The organism is Streptomyces sp. TLI_185 (assembly GCF_003814765.1).
Taxonomy (GTDB): Bacteria; Actinomycetota; Actinomycetes; order Streptomycetales; family Streptomycetaceae; genus Streptomyces.
In genome coordinates, this window is record NZ_RKRB01000001.1 from 1,965,240 (window position 1) to 1,987,893 (window position 22,654).

Genomic DNA, 22,654 nt, shown 5'->3' on the forward strand with positions numbered 1-22,654 from the left:
GACATCCCACTACCCGCCTGCGGGCAGATCGGTGCGCGGAGCGGCCCCCAGATGCACACCGACCCGCTTGACGAGGAGTGTCATCTCATAGGCGACCTGGCCGACGTCCGAGTCGGCGTCCGAGAGGACGGCCAGGCAGCTGCCGTCGCCGGCGGCCGTCACGAAGAGAAAGGCGTCGTCCAGCTCGACGACGGTCTGCCGGACGTTGCCGGCCTCGAAGTGCCGGCCCACACCCTTGGCCAGGCTGTGGAATCCGGAGGCGACGGCAGCCAGGTGCTCGCTGTCCTCCCGGGTCAGGTCCTTGGACACGCCCGTCGGCAGGCCGTCGCCGGAGAGCACGAGGGCTTTGCGGATGCTCGCCACGCGGTCCACCAGGTCGTCCAGGAGCCAGTTGAGCTCCCCGGACTTGCCGGTGTCGGTGTGGCCGCTCGCCTTCGGTGCGGTCATCGACCGTCCCCCTTTGTCGTTCGTTGTGGTGCTGTGCCGCTGTGGGCGTCGTCGCCCGCGGCGTTCTCGTCACGGCCGCGCTGCCAGCCGCGCTGGAGCGAGGCCATACGGCTGCGTACCTCTTCGGCGTCCCGCTCCGCGAGCTCCGGGCCGTCCTCCGTGCGCCGCTGGGCGCTCTGCTTCAGCTGCGGGGCCAGGTTGGCCTGCCGTACGCGCCGGGGCAGCGCGCCCACGCCGGGGCCTGTCTCCTGCGGTGGGGTGCCGGTGCGCGGGCCGGCGCTGTCCTGGCCGCCGGGTGCGATCGCGGTCGGGCGGCTGCGCATGGGGAGGGCGGGGGGCTGCGGGTTCCCGCCGCGGCCTCCTGTTTCGGGGGCCGCGGACGGGGCGCGCTCGGCAGGCCGGTCGGCCCCGCCGGTGCCCGGGCGCAGCGGTGAGGCGCCGCGCCGGCGGGTCGGCAGCGGGGGCGCGGATTCCTGGTCGGAGTGGCCCGGGCCCCGCCCGGTCGGCGGCTCCTCGGCCCGGCGACGGGACGGCAGTGGTGCGGCGGCTTCCGGCTCGGATCGTCGCGAACCCGTCGGCGGCTCGTCGGCGGGGTCCTCGCGCCACGACCGCTGCTCGGTGACCGGGCGTCCGTGCGAGCTGACCAGCTTGGGTGTGCGTCGGCGGGGCAGCGGGACGGGCGCGCCCATGTCGTCGTCGGCGTCGTCGCTGGCCGGTTCGCGAAGGTCGGGCTCGCCATGGAGCTGACCGCCGCTGCCGCCGGTGGTCTCGTCCTGCGCGAGCGCGATGGAGCGGCGAGGGCGGAAGAGGCCGCCGCGTTCGCTGTCCTCGTCGTCGAGCGCGCCGGGGAAGTCCTCGATGGCGTCGAGGTCGACCGGTGCCTCCAGTTCGACCGGGCCGTCCAGGAGCCCGGCGGGCAGACCGGGAAGCTGCGCCGGCGTCCGGGAGAGCGCGTTCCCCTGCCGCTCCTCCAGCTCGGCCTCCTTCGAGTGGTGGGGCCGGTCGAGGCGGAAGCCGATGCCGTTGGTGTCCGGGACGTCGTCCGTGAGCAGCGCGTCGGGGACGAACAGGACCGCGGTGGTACCGCCGTACGGGGACGGCTGCAGGGAGACTCGGACGTTCTGCCGCTGGGCGAGCCGGCTGACCACGAACAGTCCGAGCCGGTCGGTGTCGGACAGCTCGAACTCCGGTGTCTCGGCGAGCCGGAGGTTCGCGTCCAGGAGGGCGTCGGCCGCCATGCCGAGGCCGCGGTCGTGGATCTCCAGGGTGAAGCCGTTGGCGACCCGCTCGCCCAGGACCTGGACGGCCGTGTGCGGTGGAGAGAACACCGTGGCGTTCTCCAGGAGTTCCGCCACGAGATGGGTCAGGTCGGCGACGGCCGGGCCGGTGACGGCGATCCGCGGCAGCCGGCGGACTTCGATGCGTTCGTAGTCCTCGACCTCGGCGACGGCGGCCCGGACGACGTCCATCAGCTGGACGGGCTTGCGCCACTGCCGGGAAGGGGCTGCGCCGGAGAGGATCACGAGGCCCTCGGCGTGCCGCCGCATACGGGTGGTCAGGTGGTCGAGGCGGAACAGGTCGGCGAGTTCGTCGGTGTCCTCGGTCCGGCGCTCCATGGTGTCGAGCAGGGTGAGCTGCTTGTGCAGCAGGACCTGGCTGCGGCGGGCAAGGTTGACGAACACTTCGGAGACGCCGGCGCGCAGTTCGGCCTGTTTCACGGCGGCCTCGACTGCGGCACGCTGCAGCGTGTTGAGGGCCTGGCCGACCTCGCCGATCTCGTTCTTGTCGTACTCGAGCCGGGGGACCTCGGTCTCCACGTCGACCTGTTCGCCCGCGGACAGGCGCCGCATGACACTGGGCAGCCGCACGCCGGACGCCTCGTGGGCCTCCAGGCGCAGTTGGCGCAGGTCGCGGATGAGAGTGCGGCCGATGCGCGCCGAGACCACGAGCGAGAGCAGCACGGCGACCAGGCCCAGCACGCCGGCGACGGCTGCCTTGACGATGACGTTCATCGCGACCGGCTGCACCCGGTCCTGCAGGCGGTCGCCGGCCTGGTCGTCGAGGCCGGCGAGTTCGGTGAGGACGCTGTCCGCGTCGGCGTCCCAGCTCTTGGCGCTGACAGAACGGGGCGTACCGGGACCGGAGTTGATGACGGACTGCTCGGCCGAGCGCAGCGGGGCGGAGGCGGCGTTCTTCCAGAACCGGTCGTAGCGTTCACGCTCAGCCGACGGCAGCACCGGCAGGCTGATGTCGTACAACTGGGTGCGCTGCGCGACCAGGTCGGAGACCTCGCGGACCTCCTCGCGGGTGAGCGTGCCGACCACCAGGGAGGAGCCGAGCAGGGCGTCCTCCCGGGAGAGGAGTTCGCGGGCGCGGGTGATGTTGACGAGGGCGCGGGTCTGCCGGTCCATCTCCACGTTGTCGACCGCGTCGAGCGCGGCCAGGAAGGCGTAGCAGGGGTCCACAAGGCGGTTGTAGAGGTGGAGGGCCTCGGCGCGGGTCACCGTGCCCTGTTCAGCGCTGCTGCGCAGGGAGTCGACGCCGTTGAAGGCGTCCAGGACCGCAGTGAGGCGTTCGTCGTCGCCCGCGTTCAGTCCGTCGCGGACGTCGGGGTCCTTCGCGTTCTTGCGGACCTTGGCGATGGCCTCGTCGGAGGCGCGGCGGGTGCTGCGGAGCGCGGCGAGCGCGTCCGAAGCCCGCGGATCGGCGAGATAGACGAGGGTCTGGCGGCGTTCCTGCTGGAGTACGCGGACGGTGTCCTCGATGGGGTAGCCCATGTCCTTGACGGCCGTGGACACCTGGAACAGCTGAGTGACCGCCCGTCCCGTGAGTACCGTGGCGAATCCCCAGATCGCGGTGAGGGACACCAGCGGCACGAGAAGCAGCGCCACGATCTTCCGGCGGATCGACTTCCCGCGAAAGCGCATGGCCTCCCCCAGCTCGACCCCCTGCAGACGGGGGTACACATGTGCGTCAACAAACGGCGCGAGCCTACTACCGACGCACAGTTAACTCGAAGACCCGTCCGGAGGCTGAACTTCCGCACTGGCTCGGTGAGATGGGGAGTTGTCCGGGCATTGCGGGAGATTGCCGCCTGCATTCGCGCGGCGACCGCCCATGCGGATCCGATCGGCGTGGCCGGTCAGTTGGCCAGAATTTTTCGTTTCCTGGGAATCTTCGGGATGCTTTGTTCGTCCTTCTCTTCGGGAAATGGGGGCGGAATCGGCCACACGAGCCGCATCCCGCGACCGGGCGGCGTAAAACAGCGCAAGCCGGGCAGCCACTGGGGAGCCGTGTGTTCGGACACGGACGGGGGTCTGCTGGCGGTGGGGAGTGACGCGTTGATGGGCACGGCGGAGCGGCACGAGGCGCCCACGGCGGGCGATGCAGCGCACCTGACGGTGCGGCGGAGCCCTGAGGCGCTGGATCACGACATTCCGGCGCGCGGTGGCGGGACCGGCCCCGCTGCGCGCACCACGGCTGAAGAGCAGCCGCACTACCGGCCCTTGTGGATCGAGGAGCCCGCGCGGCGGCGCAGAATGCCCGATCCGGTGCGTACGGCCGCGGTGCGTGCGGTGCTGATCATCGCCGTGACGCTGATCCAGGCGATGGTCGCGTTCCTGTGCACTCTTGCCGGATCATGGCTGGCGTTCCCCATGGTCATCAGCAGCGTGGCGAGCACCGTGGCGGCGACTTGGGCTGCGCTCGACGTCTGGGTGACCCGTCAGGTGTGGAACCAGCGCAACGGCGTGGTGTCGGTCCCGAGCAGCACCGCCCGCGCCCTGCGGCGCGAGCGGCGAAAGGCACGGCGGCAGGCGCGGGCTGCGGAGCGGGCCCAGGCGCGGATACGTCGGCGCGGCGGCGCAGGGCAGTTGTCGCACCCCTGACCGAGCCGAGTCGTGACCCGGTCGCTCGACCTTAGGGGTTGGCAGGTGCCGGGCGTTTGAACATCCGCGTCGCGGTGATCTCGCTGTGCACCGCCTCCTCCGTCTGAGGCTGCTGCGGCAGGCCGGGGCGGAGGTGTTCCTCCACGCTGATGTACTTGAGGCCGGCGCGGAGGTCGGCATCGTTCCGCAGCCGGATCACCAGCGGGAACTCCGCCAGCGCCGTCGTGTCGAACAGGCCGGTGGTGTAGAGGAGTTGGACACCCAGCGCGTCCGACACGGCCCGCTGCAGCTCCAGCAGATAGGTCGCGTTGGCACGGCCGATGGGGTTGTCCAGGAACAGTGTGCCCGCGTGCCGGTGTTTGTCGCGGCCCCTGTCGTTCGAGCGCAGCGCGGCCATCGTGCAGTACAGGGCGATGGCCGCGGTGAGCAGCTGACCGCCGGAGAACACGTCGCCCATCTGTCCGACGGGCACCCGCTCGGCGCGCAGCACGGCGTCCGGCTTGAGGATCTCGACGGCGACGCCCTTGGGCTGGAGTGCCGCGCCCACACCCCGCAGCAGCAGGGACATGCCGTCGCGTCGCAGGTCGGAGTTCTTCTTCACGGCCGCCCGGGTGGCCTCGTCGATGACCTCGCCGAGCCGCTCGGTGAGCGTGGCCTGGTCGGGCTCCTCGAAGCGGATGCGCAGGAACTCCTGCCCGGACCACTCGCCCAGCCCCTCCGGCAGCCGGGACAGCCGTTGGGCGGACCGCAGCGTCGCCAGTGCCGACTCCACGAGCCCGCGCAACCGGTCCACGATCGAGTCCCGGTTCCGCTCCAGCTGCGCCAACTCGTCGGTGAGGACGCGCAGTCGGGGCGCGAACGCGTCCGCCCACTTCTGGGCGTGCTCGGGCAGCGCGGAGGCGGGCAGCTCGCGGATCTGCTGCCGCGCCGGGGTGCGGACCTGCTCGTAGCGGGTGGAGTTGGCGTGCCGCACGAGCACGTCACTCGCCTCGCGTACGGCGGCCTCGGCGGCCGACAGGTCGGCGGCGCAGCCCCGCAGCGAACGGCGGGCCTCGGCGGCGGACTGCCGGGCCTCCTCCAGGCTGCCCGGATACGGATCCGGCTCCTCCTGCTCCTCGTCCAGGGCATGGTCGCGCAGCAGGTCGCGGAGCATCGCGGCGATCTCGTCGAAGCCGCCGGCCGCGTCCTCTGCGGCGCGGTGGGCGTCGAGGAGCTCGGCGTGTGCCTCGCGGGCCTGGCTCAACGCCTCGGTGTGGGAGGCGAGTTCGGCCGTCGCGGTGCGCAGCAGCGCCTGTGCGTGCTCGGCGTCGCGGGGCTCGAGTTCCCCGGGCAGCTCGGTGTGCGCCTCGCCGTCCTCGGGCGCATGCCGCTCGGCCTCGCCGCGCAGCCGCCCGAGCTGCTCGCTCGCGGTCGACATCCGGGTCTCCAGGAGCTGCACCAGCTCCTCGGCCCGGGCGGCAGCTGCCTGCCGGGACGGCCCGTCGGACCCGTCCGGCGACTGCAGCAGCTGCTCCGCGCGTGTACGGACCTTGTTGCTGAGGCGGTCCAGCTCGGCGCGGGCCGCGCTCTCGTCGCTCTCCGCGCGGGCCTGTTCTGCGCGCAGATCCGCGCCGACGCCGACCTTCTCGTAGACCTGGGAGGCGGCGCGGTAGGCCTCGCGGAGTGCGGGCAGCGACGACTTCGGGGCCGCCCCGTCGTCCTCGGGTACGTCGTCGGGGGCGCCCGCGATCTCCGCGCGCTCGGCGCGCAGTGCCCGTGCCGTGCGGCGGGCGTCGTCGGCGGCGCGCTGGGCGCCGCGGCGGTCCTCGTCGGCGGCGCGGGCGCGCTCCAGGCAGGCCTGGGCACGGGCCTCCGACTCGACGCCGTCGTCGGCCAGTTCGCGCAGTTTGACCTGCCAGCCGGCCCGCTCGCGCAGCCGGAAGGCGAGCCCGGCGAGGGCGTCGGCCGCACGCCGGGCCTTCTGCGCCGCCTCCTGCCGCTCGTCCCGCAGCTGCGCGGCCTCGGCGGCGACCTCGTCGGCCTCTGCCCGCACCGAACGCGCCTCGGTCAGCTCGGCCTCGGCCTCCTCGGCGAACACCCGCGCGTCATGCGCGGCCCGGGCCAGCTCGACCAGCCGGCCCGCCGGGCAGCCGGTACGCCAGGAGGCCAGCCGCGCCGCCAGCTCGCGGTCCTTGCCCAGGCGCGCTGCGAGCGCCCTGATCTCCTCGTCCCGCTCGGTCGCCCGTGCGCGCAGGGCCTGCCGCTCCTCGTCCGCGGCATGTTCGTCGTGCATGGCGGGGTTCGGCGGTACGAGGAAAACGTTGCTGTCGCCCGAGTCGGCGGCCGGGGTGGGGGCGAGCAGGGCGGCAGCCGTACCGACGGCCACGGCGGACCGCGGCAGCAACGCCGCCTCGCTGAGGGCCTCGCGGGCGCGGGCATGAGTGTCGGGATCGGTGATGATCACGCCGTCGACCAGCTCCGGACGCGCCGCCAGCACGCGCGCGTGGTCGGCGGGGTCCACGGCCTGGGCGAGATAGCGCCAGCCGGGCAGCGCCGGGATGCCGTGCTCGCCCAGGAACTCCACGGTGGCCAGCACGTCCGGCCCGGGCGGCAGCAGCCCGCCGTCACCGAGCGCGCCCAGGATCCGCGCATCGTCGGCCGCGGCGGTCCGCAGCTCGAAGAGCTGCCGCTCCGCGGAGGAAACCGAGTCGTCGAGCAGCTCGCGCAGCTCGTCGGCGAAGCGGTCGAGCTCCTCGGGGGTGAGGGCGGCTTCTTCACTGTCCGTTTCGTGACGGGGGTGGGGGACCGATGGCCGGGCGTCCGGGACCGAGGCCCGGGCGTCCTTGCCGGACAGGTTCAGCAGCTCCGCCAGTCGCTCCTCGGCCGCCAGCGACTCCGCGAGGCGGCGCTCGGCCTCGTACGACCGCCGCGTCGCCGTCGCCGCGTCCGCCGCGCGGGCGGCCGTCAGCTCGGCACGGGATTCGACGGAGGCCGCCTCGCGCGCGTGCTCCGTCGCCTTGTGCGAGGCCTCACGTGCGGTGTCCCAGGCGGCGACAGCCGTTTTCTCGGCGTCGCTGGCCGCGAGGGCGGCGCGGGCCGGGTCGGCGTCGGGCGCGCTGTCGTCGAGCCAGCCCGCGCGCACCGCCTCGGCGGTCTCCTGCTCGACCTCGGCGAGGCGCTGCCGCAGGTGGCCGATCTCGCTGCGGGCTCGCTGCGCCTCCGTGGCTGCGGCGGTCGAGTCCCGGTAGGCGATCTCGCCGGCCTCCTGCAGCGCCGCGGACCGCTCCTCCTCCTCGTTGGCGAGGCTCTCGGCGCTCTCCGCGGCCGTGTGCAGGGCCCGTACGAGATCCACGGCGGCCTTGGCGCGGGCGGCGAGCGCGGGGGCCGCGTCCCGCTCGGCCTCCTGGATCGCGGCGGCCACGCGCGCGACGCGGTCGGCGGCGGCGCGGTGGCGCAGCACGGCCTCGGCGGCCTGCCAGGCGGAGTGCAGGGTGCGCGCGTCGGCGAGCTCGCGCTTCTGCCCGGCGGCGGACTTCTCGGCGGCGGCGAGCGCCAGGGAGGCGTTCCGGTAGGCCAGTTCGGCGGCGATCAGTGCGCTGCGCTCGCGGGCCGCCTCGCAGTGCGTGACGGCGTACGCGGCGGCGGTGACGCGCTGGGCGAGGTCGGCGGCCCGGACCCGCTCCTGCACACCCCGGGCCGACAGCCGACGGGCCAGCGTGCGGGTACGGCGTTCGGCGCCGGCGTGGATGTCACGCGCGCGTGCACGAGCCTCGGCGGCCTCGACGATCCGTCCGAGCAGGTCCACCGAACCGGCGGTGAAATCCCGTTCGGCGATCAGTTCGGCCCGGCGGCCCAGCTTGTTGCCGAAGCCGCTGACCAGGTCGGCGAGCCCGTCGGTGTCCCGGGTGTCGGTCACGGCGCGCAGCAGCAGGTCGGTGAAGTCGGAGTCCTTCTTGACCGCGAAGAGGCCGGCCGCCTCACCCTCGTCGGCGTTCATCTCCCGCTGGTAGCGGAAGAGTTCGGGATCGAGGCCGAGGTCGCCGAGGTGTTCGATCCACCGGTCGTGGATCTCCTCCCAGTGCACCTCCAGATGCGGATACGCCTTGCCCGCCTCGGTGAGGGCGTCCCGGAAGCCCTTCATGGTGCGCCGGCGGCCCTGCGCGCCCGACTGCCCCTCGACGACCGGCCGTACGGCGGTGGCCTCGGCGACGGGCAGGTTGTCGAGGGACAGCCCGGGGCCGGGCCGGAAGGAGTACCAGGCCTCGGCGAACTTCCGCGGGTCGTTGGAGACTTGCCGTCCGCGCCACTCGCTGACCTTGCCGACCACGACGCACTCGCCGGTCAGCGTGTGCTGCCACTCCAGTGCGACGTGCCCGCAGTCGTCGGCGAGCAGGAACTTGCGCAGCACGCCGGAGCTGGCGCCGCCGAGGGTGTTGCGGTGGCCCGGCAGCATCACCGAGAAGATCAGCTTCAGCAGCACCGACTTGCCGCCGCCGTTCTCCAGGAAGAGCACGCCGGCGGGCGCGGGGCGGCGCGGCGGGCCGACGGGCTCCTCCTCGAAGAACTCCGCCTGGGTGGGCGCGGGGTCGGGCACGGGCTCGCCCACGCCCCGCAGGTCAAGCACGGTGTCGGCGTAGCGCGCACCGGCGGGACCGATGGAGTAGAGGCGGACCCGGGACAGCTCGTACATGGCGGACTCTCGTAAGTCTTCGGCAGGTCGGGGAAGTTCAGGGGTGCGACGGCGCGTGGAAGGGCAGTCCGGCGTCGGCCGCCAGCTCCAGGTCGTCGGTGTTCTCGGGCGGCAGCAGCGTCGGGGTGCCGTCGGTCACCGGGACCACGCCCAGCTCCAGCAGCTCGGCCATCGCGGCGCTGCCCGCCATGTCGCGCACCTGGAGCTGGTAGCGGGAAGTCGTCCGGTACGTGCCGCCGTTGTCGTCGCCGGTGCGCTGCAGGAATCCGGAGTCGGTGAGGAACGCGGCCGCCTTGCCGACGATGCCGGTGGTCGAACCGGCAAGCCTGCGCGCGTCCTTGGTGGCACCGGCCGCGCTGCGTCTCGCCCAGATCCGCCACGCGGCCTCAAGGCCGGGTGCGTCGGTGGCCGGGTCGGTGTTGTCACCGTTTTCCTCGGCACGCTCCTCCAGCCGGCGGCAGGCCTGCCGTACGAACGCGTCGACACCGTTGACCGTCACGCGCCCGATGTATCCGTCGTCGGCGAGGTCCTCGGGGCGCGGGAACGCCAGGGCGGCGATAGCGAGATGGGCCAGTCCGTGCAGGAAGCGGTCGCCGCCGTCGGCGGACGTACGACGCGCGTAGTCGCCCATGCGGACGGCGAACACCGAGTCCTCGGCCGCCGTCACGGCCATCCCCGCGCGCGGGGACACCTCCAGCACCACCAGCCCGAGCCCGGCGGCCACGGCGTCCGCGAGCCGCGCGAACGGAGAGTCCTCGCGGTAACGGCGCAGCAGCTCGGCGTACTCCTGGTCCCGTGCGGGCTGCAGCTTGGGCTGCAGCCCGAACGCGACGAGCCGCGCCGCGTCGGCGGCGTCGGCGGGGGTGACGGCGGCGGTCGCCGACGGGGCCGGGGCCTCCGTTTCACTCCACTCGACGTGCTCACTCACTGCTCGGGCTCCTTGTCGCGTTTCTGCTCACTCATGCTGCTTCCGTCCGGTCCGCCGCCATGCCGGCCGCGTCCAGCAGGGCCGTCCCGACGATGAGATCGGCTCCGCCGAACTCCGGGTCGTCCAACTCCGTCCCGTCGTCCACGGCGAACAGCAGCTTCTCCTCACCCTGGCGGTATGCCGTGCCGACGGCCGGACTGGCCGCGTGCACCGCCAACAGGGCAACCAGGTACGGCAGCTCGGGATCCTGTATCCGGGCCTGCGCCAGCAGTCCCGACAACCGGCGCGGCGCATCGGCGGGCAGGTCCAGCAGTTCCGTCGCCGCGGCGAACTGCTCCTCGCTGAACCGGCTGTCGTCCGGCGTCGCGATCAGATCCGGCTCCGGCATCTCCGCGCCCAGGTGCTCCCGCTCCACAGGGGGCGTCAGCAGTACGTCGACGAGGTCACCCACCCGCACGGACACCGGCGTACGCAATCCGGTGCCCCGGGCGAAGAAGGCATCCGTGACCCGCACCGCCTGTTCCAGCGGCAAGGGCAGCACAGGGGCGACAAGGTGCCCGTACAGGTCGATTCCGGACGACGTCATGGGCGTCGCGAACGCCTGCCGGTCCTGCTCGGCGCGGAACAGCGGCCCGGCCTCCAGGAGGCGGGACTGCAGCTGTGTGTGCCTGCGGATGCAGTCCTTGACGATGTCGACGAGCTCGGCGGCGCGCCGCTTGTGCTCGGCGTCCTCGGTCTCGTCCCGGGCCTTGCGGATGTTGGTGAGGATCGCGTTCTCGTGCCGGTAGCGGTCGGCGACGTGGTCCAGCGCCTCGGCGATCATGTCGGGCACGGAGTTGAGCCAGTCCACCGCCCGGACGTTGCGCCGGGTTGCGTCCAGGGCTCTGCGCAGGGTTTCCGAGTACTGCACCGTCCGGTAGCGAGCCTGCTCGGCGGCGAGCTGGGCGTCGGCGAGGCGGCCCCGGTTGATCAGGACCTCCAGCTTGACCTCGGCGGCGATCTGGGCGCTGGTGACGTCCGTGTCCAGAGCGCCGACCAGGACGTTGACCGCCTCGTCCGTGGTACGGAGGTAGACGGTGCCGCCGGGGCCCGGCACCTCCTCGATCAGTTTGAAGTCGTAGTCACGGCGGACATAGCTGCCGTCGGTCGTGAACGTGCCGTAGACGGCCCGGAAGCCGCGGTCGACGCTGCCGACGTTGATCAGGTTCTCCAGGACCCAGCGGGCCACGCGCTCGTGCTCGGCGACCGGCCGCTGCGGGGCCTGGGCGGCGATGCGCGGGATGAGCCGGGCGACTATCTGGTCGTGGTCGGCGCCCGTGTCGAAGTCCATGTTCAGGGTGACCAGGTCGATGGCCGCGAGGGCCACCTCCGCCATGCCGTAGACCGAGTACTCACCCGCGAGGTTGGCCTTGCGTGCGTCGAGGTCGTGCAGCGGCGCGGTGCAGGCGAGCGCGCGCAGGCGCCGCGCCAGCCCCTCGTCGGCGGCCGGGCCCGGCGCGGGGCGCGGCCCCGCGCTGAGCTGGGGCGGAACGCTGTCCGTCGATGCAGGCGAAGTCACGGTGCACAGACTAGGTCCTCGGTCTGACATCGACCCAAACGGCATGGATTGCCTCCGGCGGCCGGGCGGGCGACCACCGGTTGTGACTCATGTGCGGGCCGTCTGTGACTGGTCGCGCCCACGCGCCGTAGCCGCACGTCGATACAGCCGCGCGCCCCTAGAGGCCGCTGTCCTCGCCGACCCTTCGTCTGTACACCTCGACCACACGCTCCAGTGAATCCTCCAGGTAGACCGCGAGCAGTTTCTCCGCCTCGGCCCGGTTCCCCGCCTCCAGGGCCTGGAGGATCTGCTGGTTGCGGGCCAGGTACGGCTCGTGCAGGGCCTTGGGGTCGTCCACGACGTGGAAGGCCAGGCGCAGTTCGGCGAAGACGCTGCGCATCAGCTCGTCGGTGCGGGCGCTGCCGGCGAGGGCCACCAGCTCACGGTGGAAGTGGATGTTGGCGGTACCCACGCCTTTCCAGTCACCTTCGCGCGCCGCCCGCTGTCCGACCTCGACGACCTCGGCGAGCGCGTCCAGGCCGTACGGCGGATCGCCGAGCCCGCGGACGACGGCGCACTCCACGAGGCGGCGGGTGCGGTAGATGTCCTCGACATCCTCGACGGTCAGGACCCGGACGAAGACGCCCCGGTTCAGCTCGTGCACGAGCAGACGTTCGTGGGTGAGCAGCCGGAACGCCTCGCGCAGCGTGTTGCGGGAGACTCCGAGCGCGCCCCCGATGCTGTCTTCCGACAGCCGGGTGCCGGGCGGGAAGAACCCCTCGGCGATGCGGCCCCTGAGGATGTCCGAGACGCGCTCGGCGGTGCTGGTGCGCCCCAGGAGAGCCCGGTCGTCGGCCAGTCCTGTCAGCTGCTCTGCCATGCCCGGAATTCAATCGCAGATACAAGAACGAAACAACATGGGTATTGAAGGATCGTTCAACGATCCTCTACCTTGCTACGCACGGCGCCGTCGTTCACCCCGGGCGCCGACCGCTCCTCCCGCACGGCACGGCTCACTTCTGAAGCACCCTCCGTCCTCCCACTGCGAGGTGCCCATGAGCACGACCCCTCCACCCCAGGCCCTGACCAAACGGCCCGGAACCGATGAAAACGCCCTCGACGACGGCGCGTTGGGCTGGCTGCGCGCCCTCGGCCCGCGCGGCCGCCGCGCCTTCGCAGGCGCCTTCGGCGGCTATGCCCTGGACTCGTACGACTACTTCACGCTGCCCCTGAGCATGGTCGCGCTGGCCGCGTACTTCGGCCTGGACAGCGGCCAGACGGGGCTGTTCACGACGGTCACCCTCGTGGTCTCCGCGGTCGGCGGCGCCGTCGCGGGGGTGGTGGCGGACCGGGTCGGCCGGGTCAGGGCACTGATGATCACGGTGATCACCTACGCGGTCTTCACGGTGGCCTGCGGCTTCGCGCCCAACTACGAGACGCTGCTGGTCTTCCGGGCTCTGCAGGGCCTCGGTTTCGGCGGTGAGTGGGCGGTCGGCGCGATCCTCGTCGCCGAGTACGCGAGCGCCAGGCACCGTGGCCGTACGCTCGGCGCGGTCCAGAGTTCGTGGGCCGTGGGCTGGGCGCTGGCCGCGATCGTGTACACCCTGGTCTTCTCGTTCGCCGGCGACGATCTGGCCTGGCGCATCATGTTCTGGACCGGCGCGCTGCCCGCACTGCTGGTGATCTGGATGCGGCGCCGGGTGCACGACGCCCCGGAGGCGGCGGCCGTACGCGAACAGAGCACACAGAAGGGCTCGTTCACCGCGATCTTCAAACCCGGCCTGCTGCGCACGACAGTCTTCGCCGGACTCCTGTCCACGGGCGTCCAGGGCGGCTACTACACCCTCGCCACCTGGGTACCGACATACCTGAAGACCGACCGCGGCCTGTCGGTCGTCGGCACCGGCGGCTACCTGACCTTCCTGATCTCCGGCGCCTTCCTGGGCTATCTGACCGGCGGCTACCTCACCGACCGGCTGGGCCGCAAACGCAACATCTGGCTGTTCGCCCTGCTGTCGGCGGTCTGCATCCTGGCGTACGCGAACATCCCGCACGGCGCCAACACCCTGCTCCTGGTGCTCGGTTTCCCGCTCGGGTTCTGCATGTCGGCGATCTTCAGCGGTTTCGGCTCCTACCTGAGCGAGCTTTACCCGACGGCGGTACGGGGCACGGGACAGGGCTTCACGTACAACACCGGGCGTGCCGTGGGCGCCGTCTTCCCCACGACCGTCGGCTTCCTGGCCGACAGCTGGGGTGTGGGTGGCGCGCTGGTGTTCGGCGCGATCGGCTACGGCCTCGCGGCGCTGGCGCTGCTGGGGCTGCCGGAGACCCGTGGGAAGGAGCTCGCGTGAACCGCACGGAAGACCGCCCGCTGACCGTCGTCGACGAGCACGCGCACGCGTGGAGCCCGAAAACCGCCCGGGCCCGCTTCCGGGAGGGACTCAGCGGACCCACCGCGGGGGTGGCACCCGGCCACACCCAGGTCAACCTGATCTCGGTGCCCGCCGACTGGGCGTACGACATGCTGCTGTTCTGCCAGCGCAACCCCAAGCCCTGTCCGGTGCTCGACGTCACGGACGCCGGCTCCGTCACGACGATCCTTGCGGACGGCGCGGACCTGCGCACCGACCTGCCGCGCTACCGGGTGTGGCAGGACGGCGAGTTGGTGGACGAGCCGACGGACGTCCGCGCGCACTGGCGCGAGGACCTGGTGTCGTTCCTGATCGGCTGCAGCTTCACTTTCGAGTGGGCGCTGACCGAGGCAGGCGTGCCGATCCGCCACGTCGAGCAGGGCCGCAACGTCCCGATGTATGTGACGAGCCGTCAGTGCCGTCCGGCGGGGCGGCTGCACGGCCCGCTGGTGGTGTCCATGCGGCCGGTGCCGCCGCAGCACCTCGCGGCCGCGATCCGGGAGAGCAGTCTGCTCCCGGCGGTGCACGGCAGCCCCGTACACTGCGGCACTCCTTCGGGGCTGGGCATCGACGACCTGGGCCGCCCCGACTTCGGCGACCCGGTGGACCTCGAACCGGACGACATCCCGGTGTTCTGGGCCTGCGGAGTGACCCCGCAGGCGGCAGTGATGGCCTCGCTCCCGCCCTTCGCCATCACCCACGCACCCGGCCAGATGTTCCTGACCGACGCCCGCGACGAGCAGTACCGCGTGGCCTGAGAGAAAACACGAAGGACCCATGACCTCGATCGATCTGAACGCCGACCTCGGCGAGGGCTTCGGCCGCTGGCAGCTGACCGACGACGAACAACTGCTGTCCGTCGTCACCAGCGCCAACGTGGCCTGCGGCTTCCACGCCGGGGACGCCGCCACCATGCGGCGGGTGTGCGAGCTGGCGGCCGAGCGCGGCGTCCGGATCGGCGCCCAGGTCTCCTACCGGGATCTGGCGGGGTTCGGGCGGCGCGCGATGGACGTGCCGCCCGCGGAGCTCGCGGCCGAAGTGGCCTACCAGATCGGCGCCCTGGAGGTCTTCGCGCGCGCGGCGGGCACGCGCGTGTCGTACGTCAAGCCGCACGGGGCGCTCTACAACCGCGTCGTGCACGACGAGGAGCAGGCCGGCGCGGTCGTGGACGGCGTACGGCTCGCCGACGCCTCGCTGCCCGTGCTCGGCCTGCCCGGCTCGCGCCTGCTGGAGCTCGCCGGCAAGGCGGGCCTCCCGGCCGTCCCGGAGGCCTTCGCGGACCGTGCGTACACCCCGGAGGGCACGCTCTTGCCGCGCGGTCACGACGGCGCCGTGGTCACCGACCCGGAGGCCGTGGTGGAGCGCTCGGTGGGACTGGCCCGCTTCGGCACGGTCACCTCGCACTCCGGTGCGCGCGTCGACGTTCGTGCGCGTTCGCTGTGCCTGCACGGGGACACACCGGGCGCCGTCGAACTGGCCCGGCGCGTCCGACAACGGCTGCAGGAGTCGGGAGTCCGGGTGGAGGCCTTCGCATGAGGGCGCTGCCTGTCGGGGACAGCGCCCTGCTCCTGGAGGTGTCCTCCGGGGACGAGGCGCAGTCCCTGCACGCGGAGTTGCTGCGGCGCCGCGCGGAAGGCCTGCTCACGGTGCGCGAGATCGTCCCTGCGGCCCGCACCGTGCTGCTCGACGGCCTCGACGACCCGGTCCGTCTGGCTTCCGAACTGACCGCCTCCGAGGTGCCCGCCGCTCCCCGCCGCGAACAGGCGGTCGTGGACATCCCGGTGCGCTACGACGGCCCCGACCTGGCCGACGTTGCCGCCCACTGGGGTGTCGGCGAGCGGGAAGTGGCCCGTATCCACGCGGCCACCGAGTTCAGCGTCGCCTTCTGCGGGTTCGCCCCGGGCTTCGGCTATCTCACCGGCCTGCCGCCGCTGTACGACGTCCCGCGCCGGGCCACCCCGCGCACGGCCGTCCCGGCAGGATCGGTGGCGCTGGCGGGCCCGTACACGGGCGTATACCCGCGCTCGTCGCCGGGCGGCTGGCAGCTGATCGGGCGCACGGACACCGTGCTGTGGGACCACGCGCGCGTGCCGGCCGCGCTGCTGTCGCCCGGCACGCGCGTGCGCTTCGTCCCGGTGGGGCCCGCATGACGGACCGAGCACTCGTCGTCGTACGAGCCGGAGCGCTGACCACCGTGCAGGACCGGGGACGCCCCGGGCATGCACACCTCGGCGTGCCCCGCTCCGGTGCGCTCGACGGCCACGCCGCGGCGCTCGTCAACCGGCTGGTCGGCAACCCGCCCGAGGCGGCCGTCCTGGAGACCACGGTCAACGGGTGTGCCGTACGGCCGCGTTCGGCGGTCTCCATCGCCGTCGGGGGCGCCCCCTGCCCGGTCACGGTGGACGGTAGGCCGGTCGCCTGGGGAGCTCCGGTGAGGGTGCCCGCGGGCGCCCTCCTGGACATCGGAACCGTCAGCTCCGGAGTGCGCTCCTACGTCGGCGTCTCGGGGGGCATCGCCGTCGACCCCGTGCTCGGCAGTCGCTCCACGGACCTGCTGTCCGGCCTCGGTCCGGCACCGCTCGCGGACGGCACGGTGCTGCCCCTGGGGACGCCGCAGCACGTCCACGCGCGCGTGGACGTCGCCCCGCAACCCGCACCTCCGACCGAACTCGTCCTACGAGTGACGCTGGGACCACGCGACGACTGGTTCACCCCGGAGGCAGTGCGTACGTTCACGTCCCACCCGTACCGCGTGTCCCCCGCGAGCAACCGCATCGGCCTGCGCACGGAAGGACCCGCACTGGAGCGATCCCTACCGGGTGAACTGCCCAGCGAGGGGATGGTGCTGGGCGCGGTCCAGGTCCCGCCTGACGGCAAACCGGTGGTCTTCCTGGCCGACCACCCGACCACTGGGGGCTACCCGGTGATCGCGGTCGTCCACCCGCAGGACCTCCCTGCCGCAGCCCAGGCCCTACCAGGCAACCCGGTCCGCTTCATAACGAGACGCACACCGCAACGCCCCTAGGGGCGCGGGGCTGTATCGATCTGCGGCTCCGCCGCGTGGGCGCGACCAGCCACGACGGACCCGCAGCGACCCACCGACCGCGCACCGTTCACGCCGCGTCCGGCTGCTCCGCAACAGAAACGGCGGCCAAAGCCGCCGACACCGCCGCAGCGGCGCGCAGATCCAGCCGCGCACTGGTCCCCCGCACCCGGTGCCGCATCTCGTCGGCGGCGAGCCGCAGCAGCTGCGGCAGCAGGTCGGTGCACCGCCGTGCCACCCACGCCGTGCCCGCCGTGGCCAGCCACAACAGGCTCGCCGACCTGGTGGGCACGGGGAACTGCGGCTCGGGCGAAGGCGCAGGACCCGCCGCACGGTCCGCTTCCGCCAGCAGCGAGTGGAAGCGCACCGCCAACTGCCGGTGCCCCTGTTCGCCCGGGTGCAGCCGGTCCGCGCTCCACATCGCGCGGTCGGTGATCCAGGCTTCCTCGGCCGCGTGCAGATGGACGGCCCCGTAGCGGTCCGAGAGCGCGTGGACCACCCGGTTGACGGCCCGCTGCCGCCGGGCCAGCGGACGGGCCAGCGAGCCGGGCAGACCGAGCATCGAGCCAGGGTCGGGCAGACAGGCCGTGAGCAGGGTCGCCCCCTGCTCGGTGAAGGCGGCGTAGACCTTGTCGAGCCGTTCGGCCACGGCGTGGATGTCGAAGGTGCAGCGCAGGGTGTCGTTGACACCGATGACCACGGACACCACGTCGGGCTGCAGGGCGAGCCCGGCCGGTGTCTGCTGTTCCAGCACCTCCCGGGTCTGGGCGCCGCTGACGGCGAGGTTGGTGAACTCCACGTGCTCCTCGGCGAGCCCGCCGGCGAGCAGCGCGGCCCAGCCGCGCCACCCGTCGGGGACGGGATCGCCCACGCCCTCGGTCAGCGAGTCCCCGAGGGCGACGAAACGTACCGGTCTCATGCCACGCCTCCGGGCGCAAGACGACGCACCGGTACCGGCGCGTCGTGCGCGGCGAGGAACGCATCCACCGCCGTGTTCCACCCGAAGCACTCCGCACGCGCGCGTGCGGTCTCGCGCCGCTCCCGCTCGGGGAGTTCGAGCAGCATGTCGACGGCGTCCGCGAAGGCCTCCCCGTGGTCCGCGGCGACGGCTCCGGCGGATCCGATCACCTCGGGCAGCGCGGACGACGTGCTCACCACCACGGGCGTGGCGCAGGCCATCGCCTCCAGCGCGGCGAGCCCGAAGGTCTCGGCGGGCCCGGGTGCCAGGCACACGTCGGCGGAGGCCTGGAGGGCGCCGAGCGCGCCGCGGTCGGAGACGTGCCCGAGGAAGGTGACCGGCAGCCCGCGCTCCCGCGCCCGCTGTTCCAGCCGCGGCCGCAGCGGACCGTCCCCGGCCACCACCAGCACCGCCCGCCGGCCCCGCCGCAGCAGCGCCTCGAGGGCGTCCAGCGCTGTGCCGGGCCGCTTCTCCACGGACAGCCGGGTACACGTCACGAGCAGCGACTCGTCCCCGCGCGCGTAGCGGGCCCGCAGCCCCGGGTCGCGCAGCGCGGGATGCCGCTCGACCAGGTCGACGCCCAGCGGGGCGCGTACGACGTTGCGGGCGCCGATCCGCACGAACTCCCGCTCGGCGAACTCGGTGGTGCACACCACGCGCGCGTACGTGTGCGCCGTACGCACGTTGAGGGCGTCGGCGGCGCGGCGGGCCGCTCCCTCCGGCAGCCCCCAGGTGCGCAGGACGCCGTCGGCGGTCTCGTGGGAGACCATCACGGCGGGCACGCGGGCGCGCCGCGCCCACTTGCCGGTCCACCTGAGGGTCGTACGGTCGGAGACCTCCAGGCGGTCGGGCGCCAGCTCCTCCAGGAGGCGGGCCACGCGCCGCTTGTCGGTGAGTACGCGATACCCGCCCGTACCGGGCAGCAGCGGTCCCGGCAGGGTGATGACACGCCCCTGCTCGGTGTCGCGGTCGTCGGCGCGTTCGCCGGGGATGATGAGCACGGGCTCGTGTCCTGCTGCTTTGAAGCCCTTGCCCAGTTCGCGCAGGGCGGTGCGCAGACCTCCGGAGGAGGGAGCGACGAAGTTCGCAAGTCGAACGATTCGCAACGAGGTCATGCCGCCACCACCGTCTTCTGCCGCGCGGCGAGCACGTCCGCGTAGTGCCCGATCAGCTGATCGCCCACGGCGGCCCAGGTGCGTCCCTCGACGGTGGCGCGCGCGGTGGCGCCGAAGGTGATCCGCTGCTCCGGGTCTGCCGCCAGGGACTGCACGGCGTCCCGTACGGCGTCCGCGTCATGGGGTGGCACCAGCAGCCCGGTGCGCCCGTGGGCGACCAGGTCGAGGGGGCCGCCGGCGGCGGGCGCGACGACGGGAATGCCGCTCGCCATGGCCTCCTGCACGGTCTGGCAGAAGGTTTCGAAGGGACCGGTGTGCGCGAAGACGTCCAGCGAGGCGTAGATCCGGGCGAGTTCGTCGCCGGTGCGGCGGCCGAGGAAGACGGCGCCCGGCAGTGCCTCGGCGAGGCTCGGCTGGCTCGGGCCGTCGCCCACGATCACGACCTTCACCCCGTCGAGGCGGCACACGCCGGCCAGGAGCTCGATGTGCTTCTCGGGGGCGAGCCGGCCGACGTAGCCGACGATCAGCTCGCCGTTCGGGGCGAGTTCGCGGCGCAGGGCCTCGTCGCGCAGGTGCGGGCGGAAACGGACGGTGTCCACGCCGCGCTGCCAGAGCTTGACCCGGGGCACGTCGTGGGTCTCCAGGTCGTGCATCGAGGCGCTGGAGGGGGCAAGGGTGAGGTCGGCGGCGGAGTGGACGGAGCGGATGCGACGCCAGGCCGCGGCCTCACCGGCGCCCATGTAGGTACGGGCGTATCCGGCCAGATCCGTCTGGTAGACGGCCACGGCGGGGACGCCGAGCCGGGCGGCGACCGCCATGCCGCGGACGCCGAGGACGAAGGGGCTGGCCAGGTGGACGATGTCGGCCCGGTGCTCGACGACGGCCGCGGCCAGGCGTCGGCTGGGCAGGGCGACACGGACCTGGGGATAGCCCGGGAGCGGGAGGGAGGGGACACGGACGACGGGACACGGCGCCTGGGCGTCGGGCCCGGTCCCGGCCCGGCCGGCAAGAGCGGTGCTGGCCGGGGCGACGACGAGCGGAAGGTGACCGCGATCTACGAGGTGCCGGGCGGTCTGGAGCGCGCAGTGGGCCACGCCGTTCACGTCGGGGGGAAAGGATTCGGTCACTATGACGACACGCATACCCGTGTTGTCGCCGTGCAGGACGTGGTCGCGACAACGTGGATCTTTGCGAACGATGAACGTCCCGTGAGCGTTCCTTCGCACACCCGAGCAGGTCAGGCCGTGTCCATGACCACCTGACCCGCGGGTCACCCGTTGTTCATCCGGGGGCCGTGCCGGAGCCCGGCGCAGGTGTGCGTGGCTGGCTCAAACAGCGGGTCCGTCGGGTGCGATCCGACTTCGTACGGCGGTCTGCACTTCGGCTTCCTCGGCCGGATCGGCGGCGAGCCGGCGGAGCTGTTCGACGACCCGTGCGTCGCCGGTCTCGGCGTGCCGGGCGGCGATTTCGCGGGTGGTCTCCTCGCAGTCCCAGAGGCACTCGACGGCGAAGCCTGCCGGGAAGGAGGGATCGGTGGCGGCCAGGGCCCGGGCGGCCCGGCCGCGGAGATGGGAGGAGGCAGTTTCGCGATAGATATGGCGCAGTACGGGGGCGGCGCAGGCGATGCCGAGCCGGCCGGTGCCGTCGACGAGGGTCCACAGGGTCGGGGCGTCCGGCCCCTCGCCCCGTACGGCTTCGCGCAACGCACCGAGGACGAGGTCCTTGTCCTCGATTCCCCCGCGGCAGGCGAGCATACGGCCGGCGGCGGCGCCCAGGGGGTCGGGCCGGTGCGCCCAGCCGCGGGCCCGCTCGACCGCGGCGACACTGCACATCCGTTCGAAGGCGTCGACGGCGGCTTCCACGACGGCCGGTGAGCCGGTGAGGACGGCACCCTCGATCAGGTCGAAAGCGTCGGGATCATTGCTGTCGGCGAGGTAGCGCAGCGCGGTGCAGCGGGCTCCGTCGGTGCCGTTCTTGGCGGCGGCCACGATCTCGGGCCGGTCCTCGGGGCCGGCGACGGCGGTGAGACAACGGGCTGCGGGGACGTGCAGCGCGGCGCCACGTTCGATGCCCTGCTGGGCCCACTCGAACACGGCCTGCACGCTCCACCCCGGACGGGGCCCGGATGGTCGCATCTGCCGCTGCCAGCGGTCGAAACAGCCGGTCTCCTGAGCGGCACGCACTCGCGTGGCGATCGATTCGCGGGGGTCCTCGGCCCACAGCCGCCAGGGCCGGGGCTCGAAAGCGTCACGAACGGTGGCGGCCAGTTCGGCCTCGCCCTCGGCGTCGGTCGCGAAGCGGGCCAGCACGGGAGCCGCGAGGGCCCGCAGGCCGGCGTCGTCGTCGCGCAGCGCCAGTTCGTCGAGGGCCCAGGCCCAGTTGGAACCGGAGGCGGCGTACCTGCGCAGCAGTGCGAGCGCGTCCCGCCTGCCGTAGGAGGCGAGGTGGCCGAGGACGGCCAGGGCCAGTCCCGTGCGGGACTCCTCGGTGTCGAAGACGTCCTCGACGTCGAAGAGGTGCGCCTCGATCTCGTCCAGCTCGCCGTTCAGGTCGAGGTAGAGACGGGCGTAGTAGAGGGAGCGGTTCTCCACCTGCCAGTCGTGGCGGGGGTCGCGCAGCACACAGTGGTTCAGCGCCGCGAGCGCCTCGGCGCGCGGAGCGGTGAGCGCGTGCAGTGTGCCGTCGCCGCGGCCCCGCTGGAGCAGGCCGAGCAGCGTACCGCTGGGCGCTATGACCGGATCGAACATGGGAAACAGCCTCACATCAAGCGTCGACGCAACCGGGGAACACGCATTACCTGGCCGCGTGACACAACGTCGGGGCGCCCGCCGTCTCTTGCTTGCTGTAGACCATCTTCCTCTGCCTCTCGTCAGTGGCCCTCGCGGACCGCATCACGGCCCGCGCGGTGCGGCAACATCTGCCCAGCCATCGCGTCCGTGAATCACGACGTCATGATGACTCGGCACTTCGACCTGCCGCGACCGAAATTTCGGCGGCCCTGTACCGCCTCCCCCGTTTTCCGTGTTTTTACTGGTCAGAACATTCGGATCAGTGTGCGCCGAACAACTCGAGCAGTTCCGTCTTGCCGAACATCCGCGCCGTGTCGACGGCCGACGGGGTGCCCGCGGCCGGATCGGCACCCCCTTCAAGGAGGGCCTTGATGACGTCCGTCTCGCCCTTGAAGACGGCCCCGGCGAGCGGAGTCTGGCCCCGGTCGTTGATCCGGTCGCCCTCCGCGCCCCGAGCGAGCAGAGCGCGTACCGCGTCCGCGTGCCCGTGGTAGGCGGCGAGCATCACGAGCGAGTCACCGCGGTCGTTGGTGAGGTTGGCCGGTACACCCGCGTCGACGTACGCCACGAGCGCCTCGGTCTGCCCCTGCCGGGCCAGATCGAAGATCTTGGTCGCCAGCTCCACGACCTCGGGGTCGGGGGCTTCAGTCATCGGCCGGACCGCCTCTCAATACAACCGTTCAGGTGAATCGCCAGGGTACTGGCTTCCGCGACACATGACCCGATGCGCCGGAGGTAAAGATCACCCCAGGCCAGGCAGGACACGGGGTTCGGCCCGGTCGGCCCGAGCCGGCTCGACCACCTGAGGGAAATCTACCGAGATTCATCCATTTGCACCTTTAATACTATGGATACATGCTGTGATCCTGG

The 22,654-nt window shown here is 72.6% G+C and carries 17 protein-coding genes; 6 read left to right on the forward strand and 11 right to left on the reverse strand.

Annotated features, from left to right (window positions below):
• Nucleotides 1-9: 9 nt before the first annotated feature.
• A complete protein-coding gene (locus EDD92_RS08875) occupies nucleotides 10-447 on the reverse strand; it encodes a roadblock/LC7 domain-containing protein (RefSeq protein WP_099927375.1) in 438 nt (145 codons plus the stop codon).
• Complete coding sequence (locus EDD92_RS08880; protein ID WP_123963800.1) at nucleotides 444-3,374, reverse strand: nitrate- and nitrite sensing domain-containing protein; 2,931 nt, start codon at nucleotides 3,372-3,374, stop codon at nucleotides 444-446. The genes EDD92_RS08875 and EDD92_RS08880 overlap by 4 nt, the downstream gene beginning before the upstream one ends.
• Before the next feature lie 417 nt (nucleotides 3,375-3,791).
• Between EDD92_RS08880 and EDD92_RS08885 the strand changes: the two genes are divergently transcribed.
• Entirely contained in the window at nucleotides 3,792-4,334 is a 543-nt protein-coding gene (locus EDD92_RS08885; RefSeq protein ID WP_123970325.1) for a hypothetical protein, read from the forward strand.
• A 31-nt stretch (nucleotides 4,335-4,365) separates the two neighbouring features.
• Here the strand turns inward: EDD92_RS08885 and EDD92_RS08890 are convergent, their stop codons facing one another.
• The 4 genes from EDD92_RS08890 to EDD92_RS08905 all read right to left on the reverse strand — a co-directional run bounded on the left by EDD92_RS08890 (nucleotide 4,366) and on the right by EDD92_RS08905 (nucleotide 12,348).
• Nucleotides 4,366-9,003, reverse strand: coding sequence for a hypothetical protein (locus EDD92_RS08890; RefSeq protein ID WP_123963801.1), 4,638 nt, complete (start codon nucleotides 9,001-9,003; stop codon nucleotides 4,366-4,368).
• A 37-nt stretch (nucleotides 9,004-9,040) separates the two neighbouring features.
• Entirely contained in the window at nucleotides 9,041-9,931 is an 891-nt protein-coding gene (locus tag EDD92_RS08895) for a hypothetical protein (protein WP_123963802.1), read from the reverse strand.
• Nucleotides 9,932-9,962: 31 nt separating this feature from the next.
• Nucleotides 9,963-11,489, reverse strand: coding sequence for a hypothetical protein (locus tag EDD92_RS08900; protein ID WP_123963803.1), 1,527 nt, complete (start codon nucleotides 11,487-11,489; stop codon nucleotides 9,963-9,965).
• 157 nt (nucleotides 11,490-11,646) lie between these two features.
• Nucleotides 11,647-12,348, reverse strand: coding sequence for a GntR family transcriptional regulator (locus EDD92_RS08905; protein ID WP_123963804.1), 702 nt, complete (start codon nucleotides 12,346-12,348; stop codon nucleotides 11,647-11,649).
• Nucleotides 12,349-12,523: 175 nt separating this feature from the next.
• Between EDD92_RS08905 and EDD92_RS08910 the strand changes: the two genes are divergently transcribed.
• Genes EDD92_RS08910 through EDD92_RS08930 form a run of 5 tightly spaced genes read left to right on the forward strand, consistent with a single transcriptional unit; the run spans nucleotide 12,524 to nucleotide 16,904 of the window.
• Entirely contained in the window at nucleotides 12,524-13,819 is a 1,296-nt protein-coding gene (locus tag EDD92_RS08910) for an MFS transporter (RefSeq protein WP_123963805.1), read from the forward strand.
• On the forward strand, nucleotides 13,816-14,637 hold the full coding sequence (locus EDD92_RS08915; RefSeq protein ID WP_123963806.1) for a putative hydro-lyase: 822 nt from the start codon (nucleotides 13,816-13,818) through the stop codon (nucleotides 14,635-14,637). The genes EDD92_RS08910 and EDD92_RS08915 overlap by 4 nt, the downstream gene beginning before the upstream one ends.
• A 19-nt stretch (nucleotides 14,638-14,656) precedes the next feature.
• On the forward strand, nucleotides 14,657-15,415 hold the full coding sequence (locus tag EDD92_RS08920) for a LamB/YcsF family protein (protein ID WP_123963807.1): 759 nt from the start codon (nucleotides 14,657-14,659) through the stop codon (nucleotides 15,413-15,415).
• A complete protein-coding gene (locus EDD92_RS08925) occupies nucleotides 15,412-16,029 on the forward strand; it encodes an allophanate hydrolase subunit 1 (RefSeq protein ID WP_123963808.1) in 618 nt (205 codons plus the stop codon). Before EDD92_RS08920 ends, EDD92_RS08925 begins: the two co-directional genes overlap by 4 nt.
• Nucleotides 16,026-16,904 (forward strand): biotin-dependent carboxyltransferase family protein, encoded by an 879-nt coding sequence (locus EDD92_RS08930; protein WP_123963809.1) that lies wholly within the window; start codon nucleotides 16,026-16,028, stop codon nucleotides 16,902-16,904. Before EDD92_RS08925 ends, EDD92_RS08930 begins: the two co-directional genes overlap by 4 nt.
• 88 nt (nucleotides 16,905-16,992) lie before the next feature.
• Here EDD92_RS08930 and EDD92_RS08935 read toward each other — a convergent pair whose 3' ends face one another.
• The 5 genes from EDD92_RS08935 to EDD92_RS08960 form a co-directional block, all read right to left on the reverse strand.
• Nucleotides 16,993-17,841 (reverse strand): SGNH/GDSL hydrolase family protein, encoded by an 849-nt coding sequence (locus tag EDD92_RS08935; RefSeq protein WP_123963810.1) that lies wholly within the window; start codon nucleotides 17,839-17,841, stop codon nucleotides 16,993-16,995.
• Nucleotides 17,838-18,995, reverse strand: a complete 1,158-nt coding sequence (locus tag EDD92_RS08940; RefSeq protein ID WP_123963811.1) for a glycosyltransferase — start codon at nucleotides 18,993-18,995, stop codon at nucleotides 17,838-17,840. The genes EDD92_RS08935 and EDD92_RS08940 overlap by 4 nt, the downstream gene beginning before the upstream one ends.
• Nucleotides 18,992-20,137 (reverse strand): glycosyltransferase family 1 protein, encoded by a 1,146-nt coding sequence (locus tag EDD92_RS08945; RefSeq protein ID WP_123963812.1) that lies wholly within the window; start codon nucleotides 20,135-20,137, stop codon nucleotides 18,992-18,994. Before EDD92_RS08945 ends, EDD92_RS08940 begins: the two co-directional genes overlap by 4 nt.
• A gap of 186 nt (nucleotides 20,138-20,323) precedes the next feature.
• Nucleotides 20,324-21,742, reverse strand: a complete 1,419-nt coding sequence (locus EDD92_RS08950) for a HEAT repeat domain-containing protein (RefSeq protein ID WP_123963813.1) — start codon at nucleotides 21,740-21,742, stop codon at nucleotides 20,324-20,326.
• A gap of 301 nt (nucleotides 21,743-22,043) precedes the next feature.
• A complete protein-coding gene (locus EDD92_RS08960; protein ID WP_123963814.1) occupies nucleotides 22,044-22,436 on the reverse strand; it encodes an ankyrin repeat domain-containing protein in 393 nt (130 codons plus the stop codon).
• Between the last annotated feature and the right edge of the window lie 218 nt (nucleotides 22,437-22,654).

What these genes read in the sequence shown, in the direction of transcription:
- EDD92_RS08890 (WP_123963801.1), bottom strand. Translation starts at nt 9,003, where the DNA reads ATGTACGAGCTGTCCCGGGTCCGCCTCTACTCCATCGGTCCCGCCGGT.
- EDD92_RS08935 (WP_123963810.1), bottom strand. Translation starts at nt 17,841, where the DNA reads ATGAGACCGGTACGTTTCGTCGCCCTCGGGGACTCGCTGACCGAGGGC.
- EDD92_RS08930 (WP_123963809.1), top strand. Translation starts at nt 16,026, where the DNA reads ATGACGGACCGAGCACTCGTCGTCGTACGAGCCGGAGCGCTGACCACC.
- EDD92_RS08875 (WP_099927375.1), bottom strand. Translation starts at nt 447, where the DNA reads ATGACCGCACCGAAGGCGAGCGGCCACACCGACACCGGCAAGTCCGGG.
- EDD92_RS08880 (WP_123963800.1), bottom strand. Translation starts at nt 3,374, where the DNA reads ATGCGCTTTCGCGGGAAGTCGATCCGCCGGAAGATCGTGGCGCTGCTT.
- EDD92_RS08960 (WP_123963814.1), bottom strand. Translation starts at nt 22,436, where the DNA reads ATGACTGAAGCCCCCGACCCCGAGGTCGTGGAGCTGGCGACCAAGATC.
- EDD92_RS08920 (WP_123963807.1), top strand. Translation starts at nt 14,657, where the DNA reads ATGACCTCGATCGATCTGAACGCCGACCTCGGCGAGGGCTTCGGCCGC.
- EDD92_RS08905 (WP_123963804.1), bottom strand. Translation starts at nt 12,348, where the DNA reads ATGGCAGAGCAGCTGACAGGACTGGCCGACGACCGGGCTCTCCTGGGG.
- EDD92_RS08885 (WP_123970325.1), top strand. Translation starts at nt 3,792, where the DNA reads ATGGGCACGGCGGAGCGGCACGAGGCGCCCACGGCGGGCGATGCAGCG.
- EDD92_RS08945 (WP_123963812.1), bottom strand. Translation starts at nt 20,137, where the DNA reads ATGCGTGTCGTCATAGTGACCGAATCCTTTCCCCCCGACGTGAACGGC.
- EDD92_RS08950 (WP_123963813.1), bottom strand. Translation starts at nt 21,742, where the DNA reads ATGTTCGATCCGGTCATAGCGCCCAGCGGTACGCTGCTCGGCCTGCTC.
- EDD92_RS08910 (WP_123963805.1), top strand. Translation starts at nt 12,524, where the DNA reads ATGAGCACGACCCCTCCACCCCAGGCCCTGACCAAACGGCCCGGAACC.
- EDD92_RS08925 (WP_123963808.1), top strand. Translation starts at nt 15,412, where the DNA reads ATGAGGGCGCTGCCTGTCGGGGACAGCGCCCTGCTCCTGGAGGTGTCC.
- EDD92_RS08940 (WP_123963811.1), bottom strand. Translation starts at nt 18,995, where the DNA reads ATGACCTCGTTGCGAATCGTTCGACTTGCGAACTTCGTCGCTCCCTCC.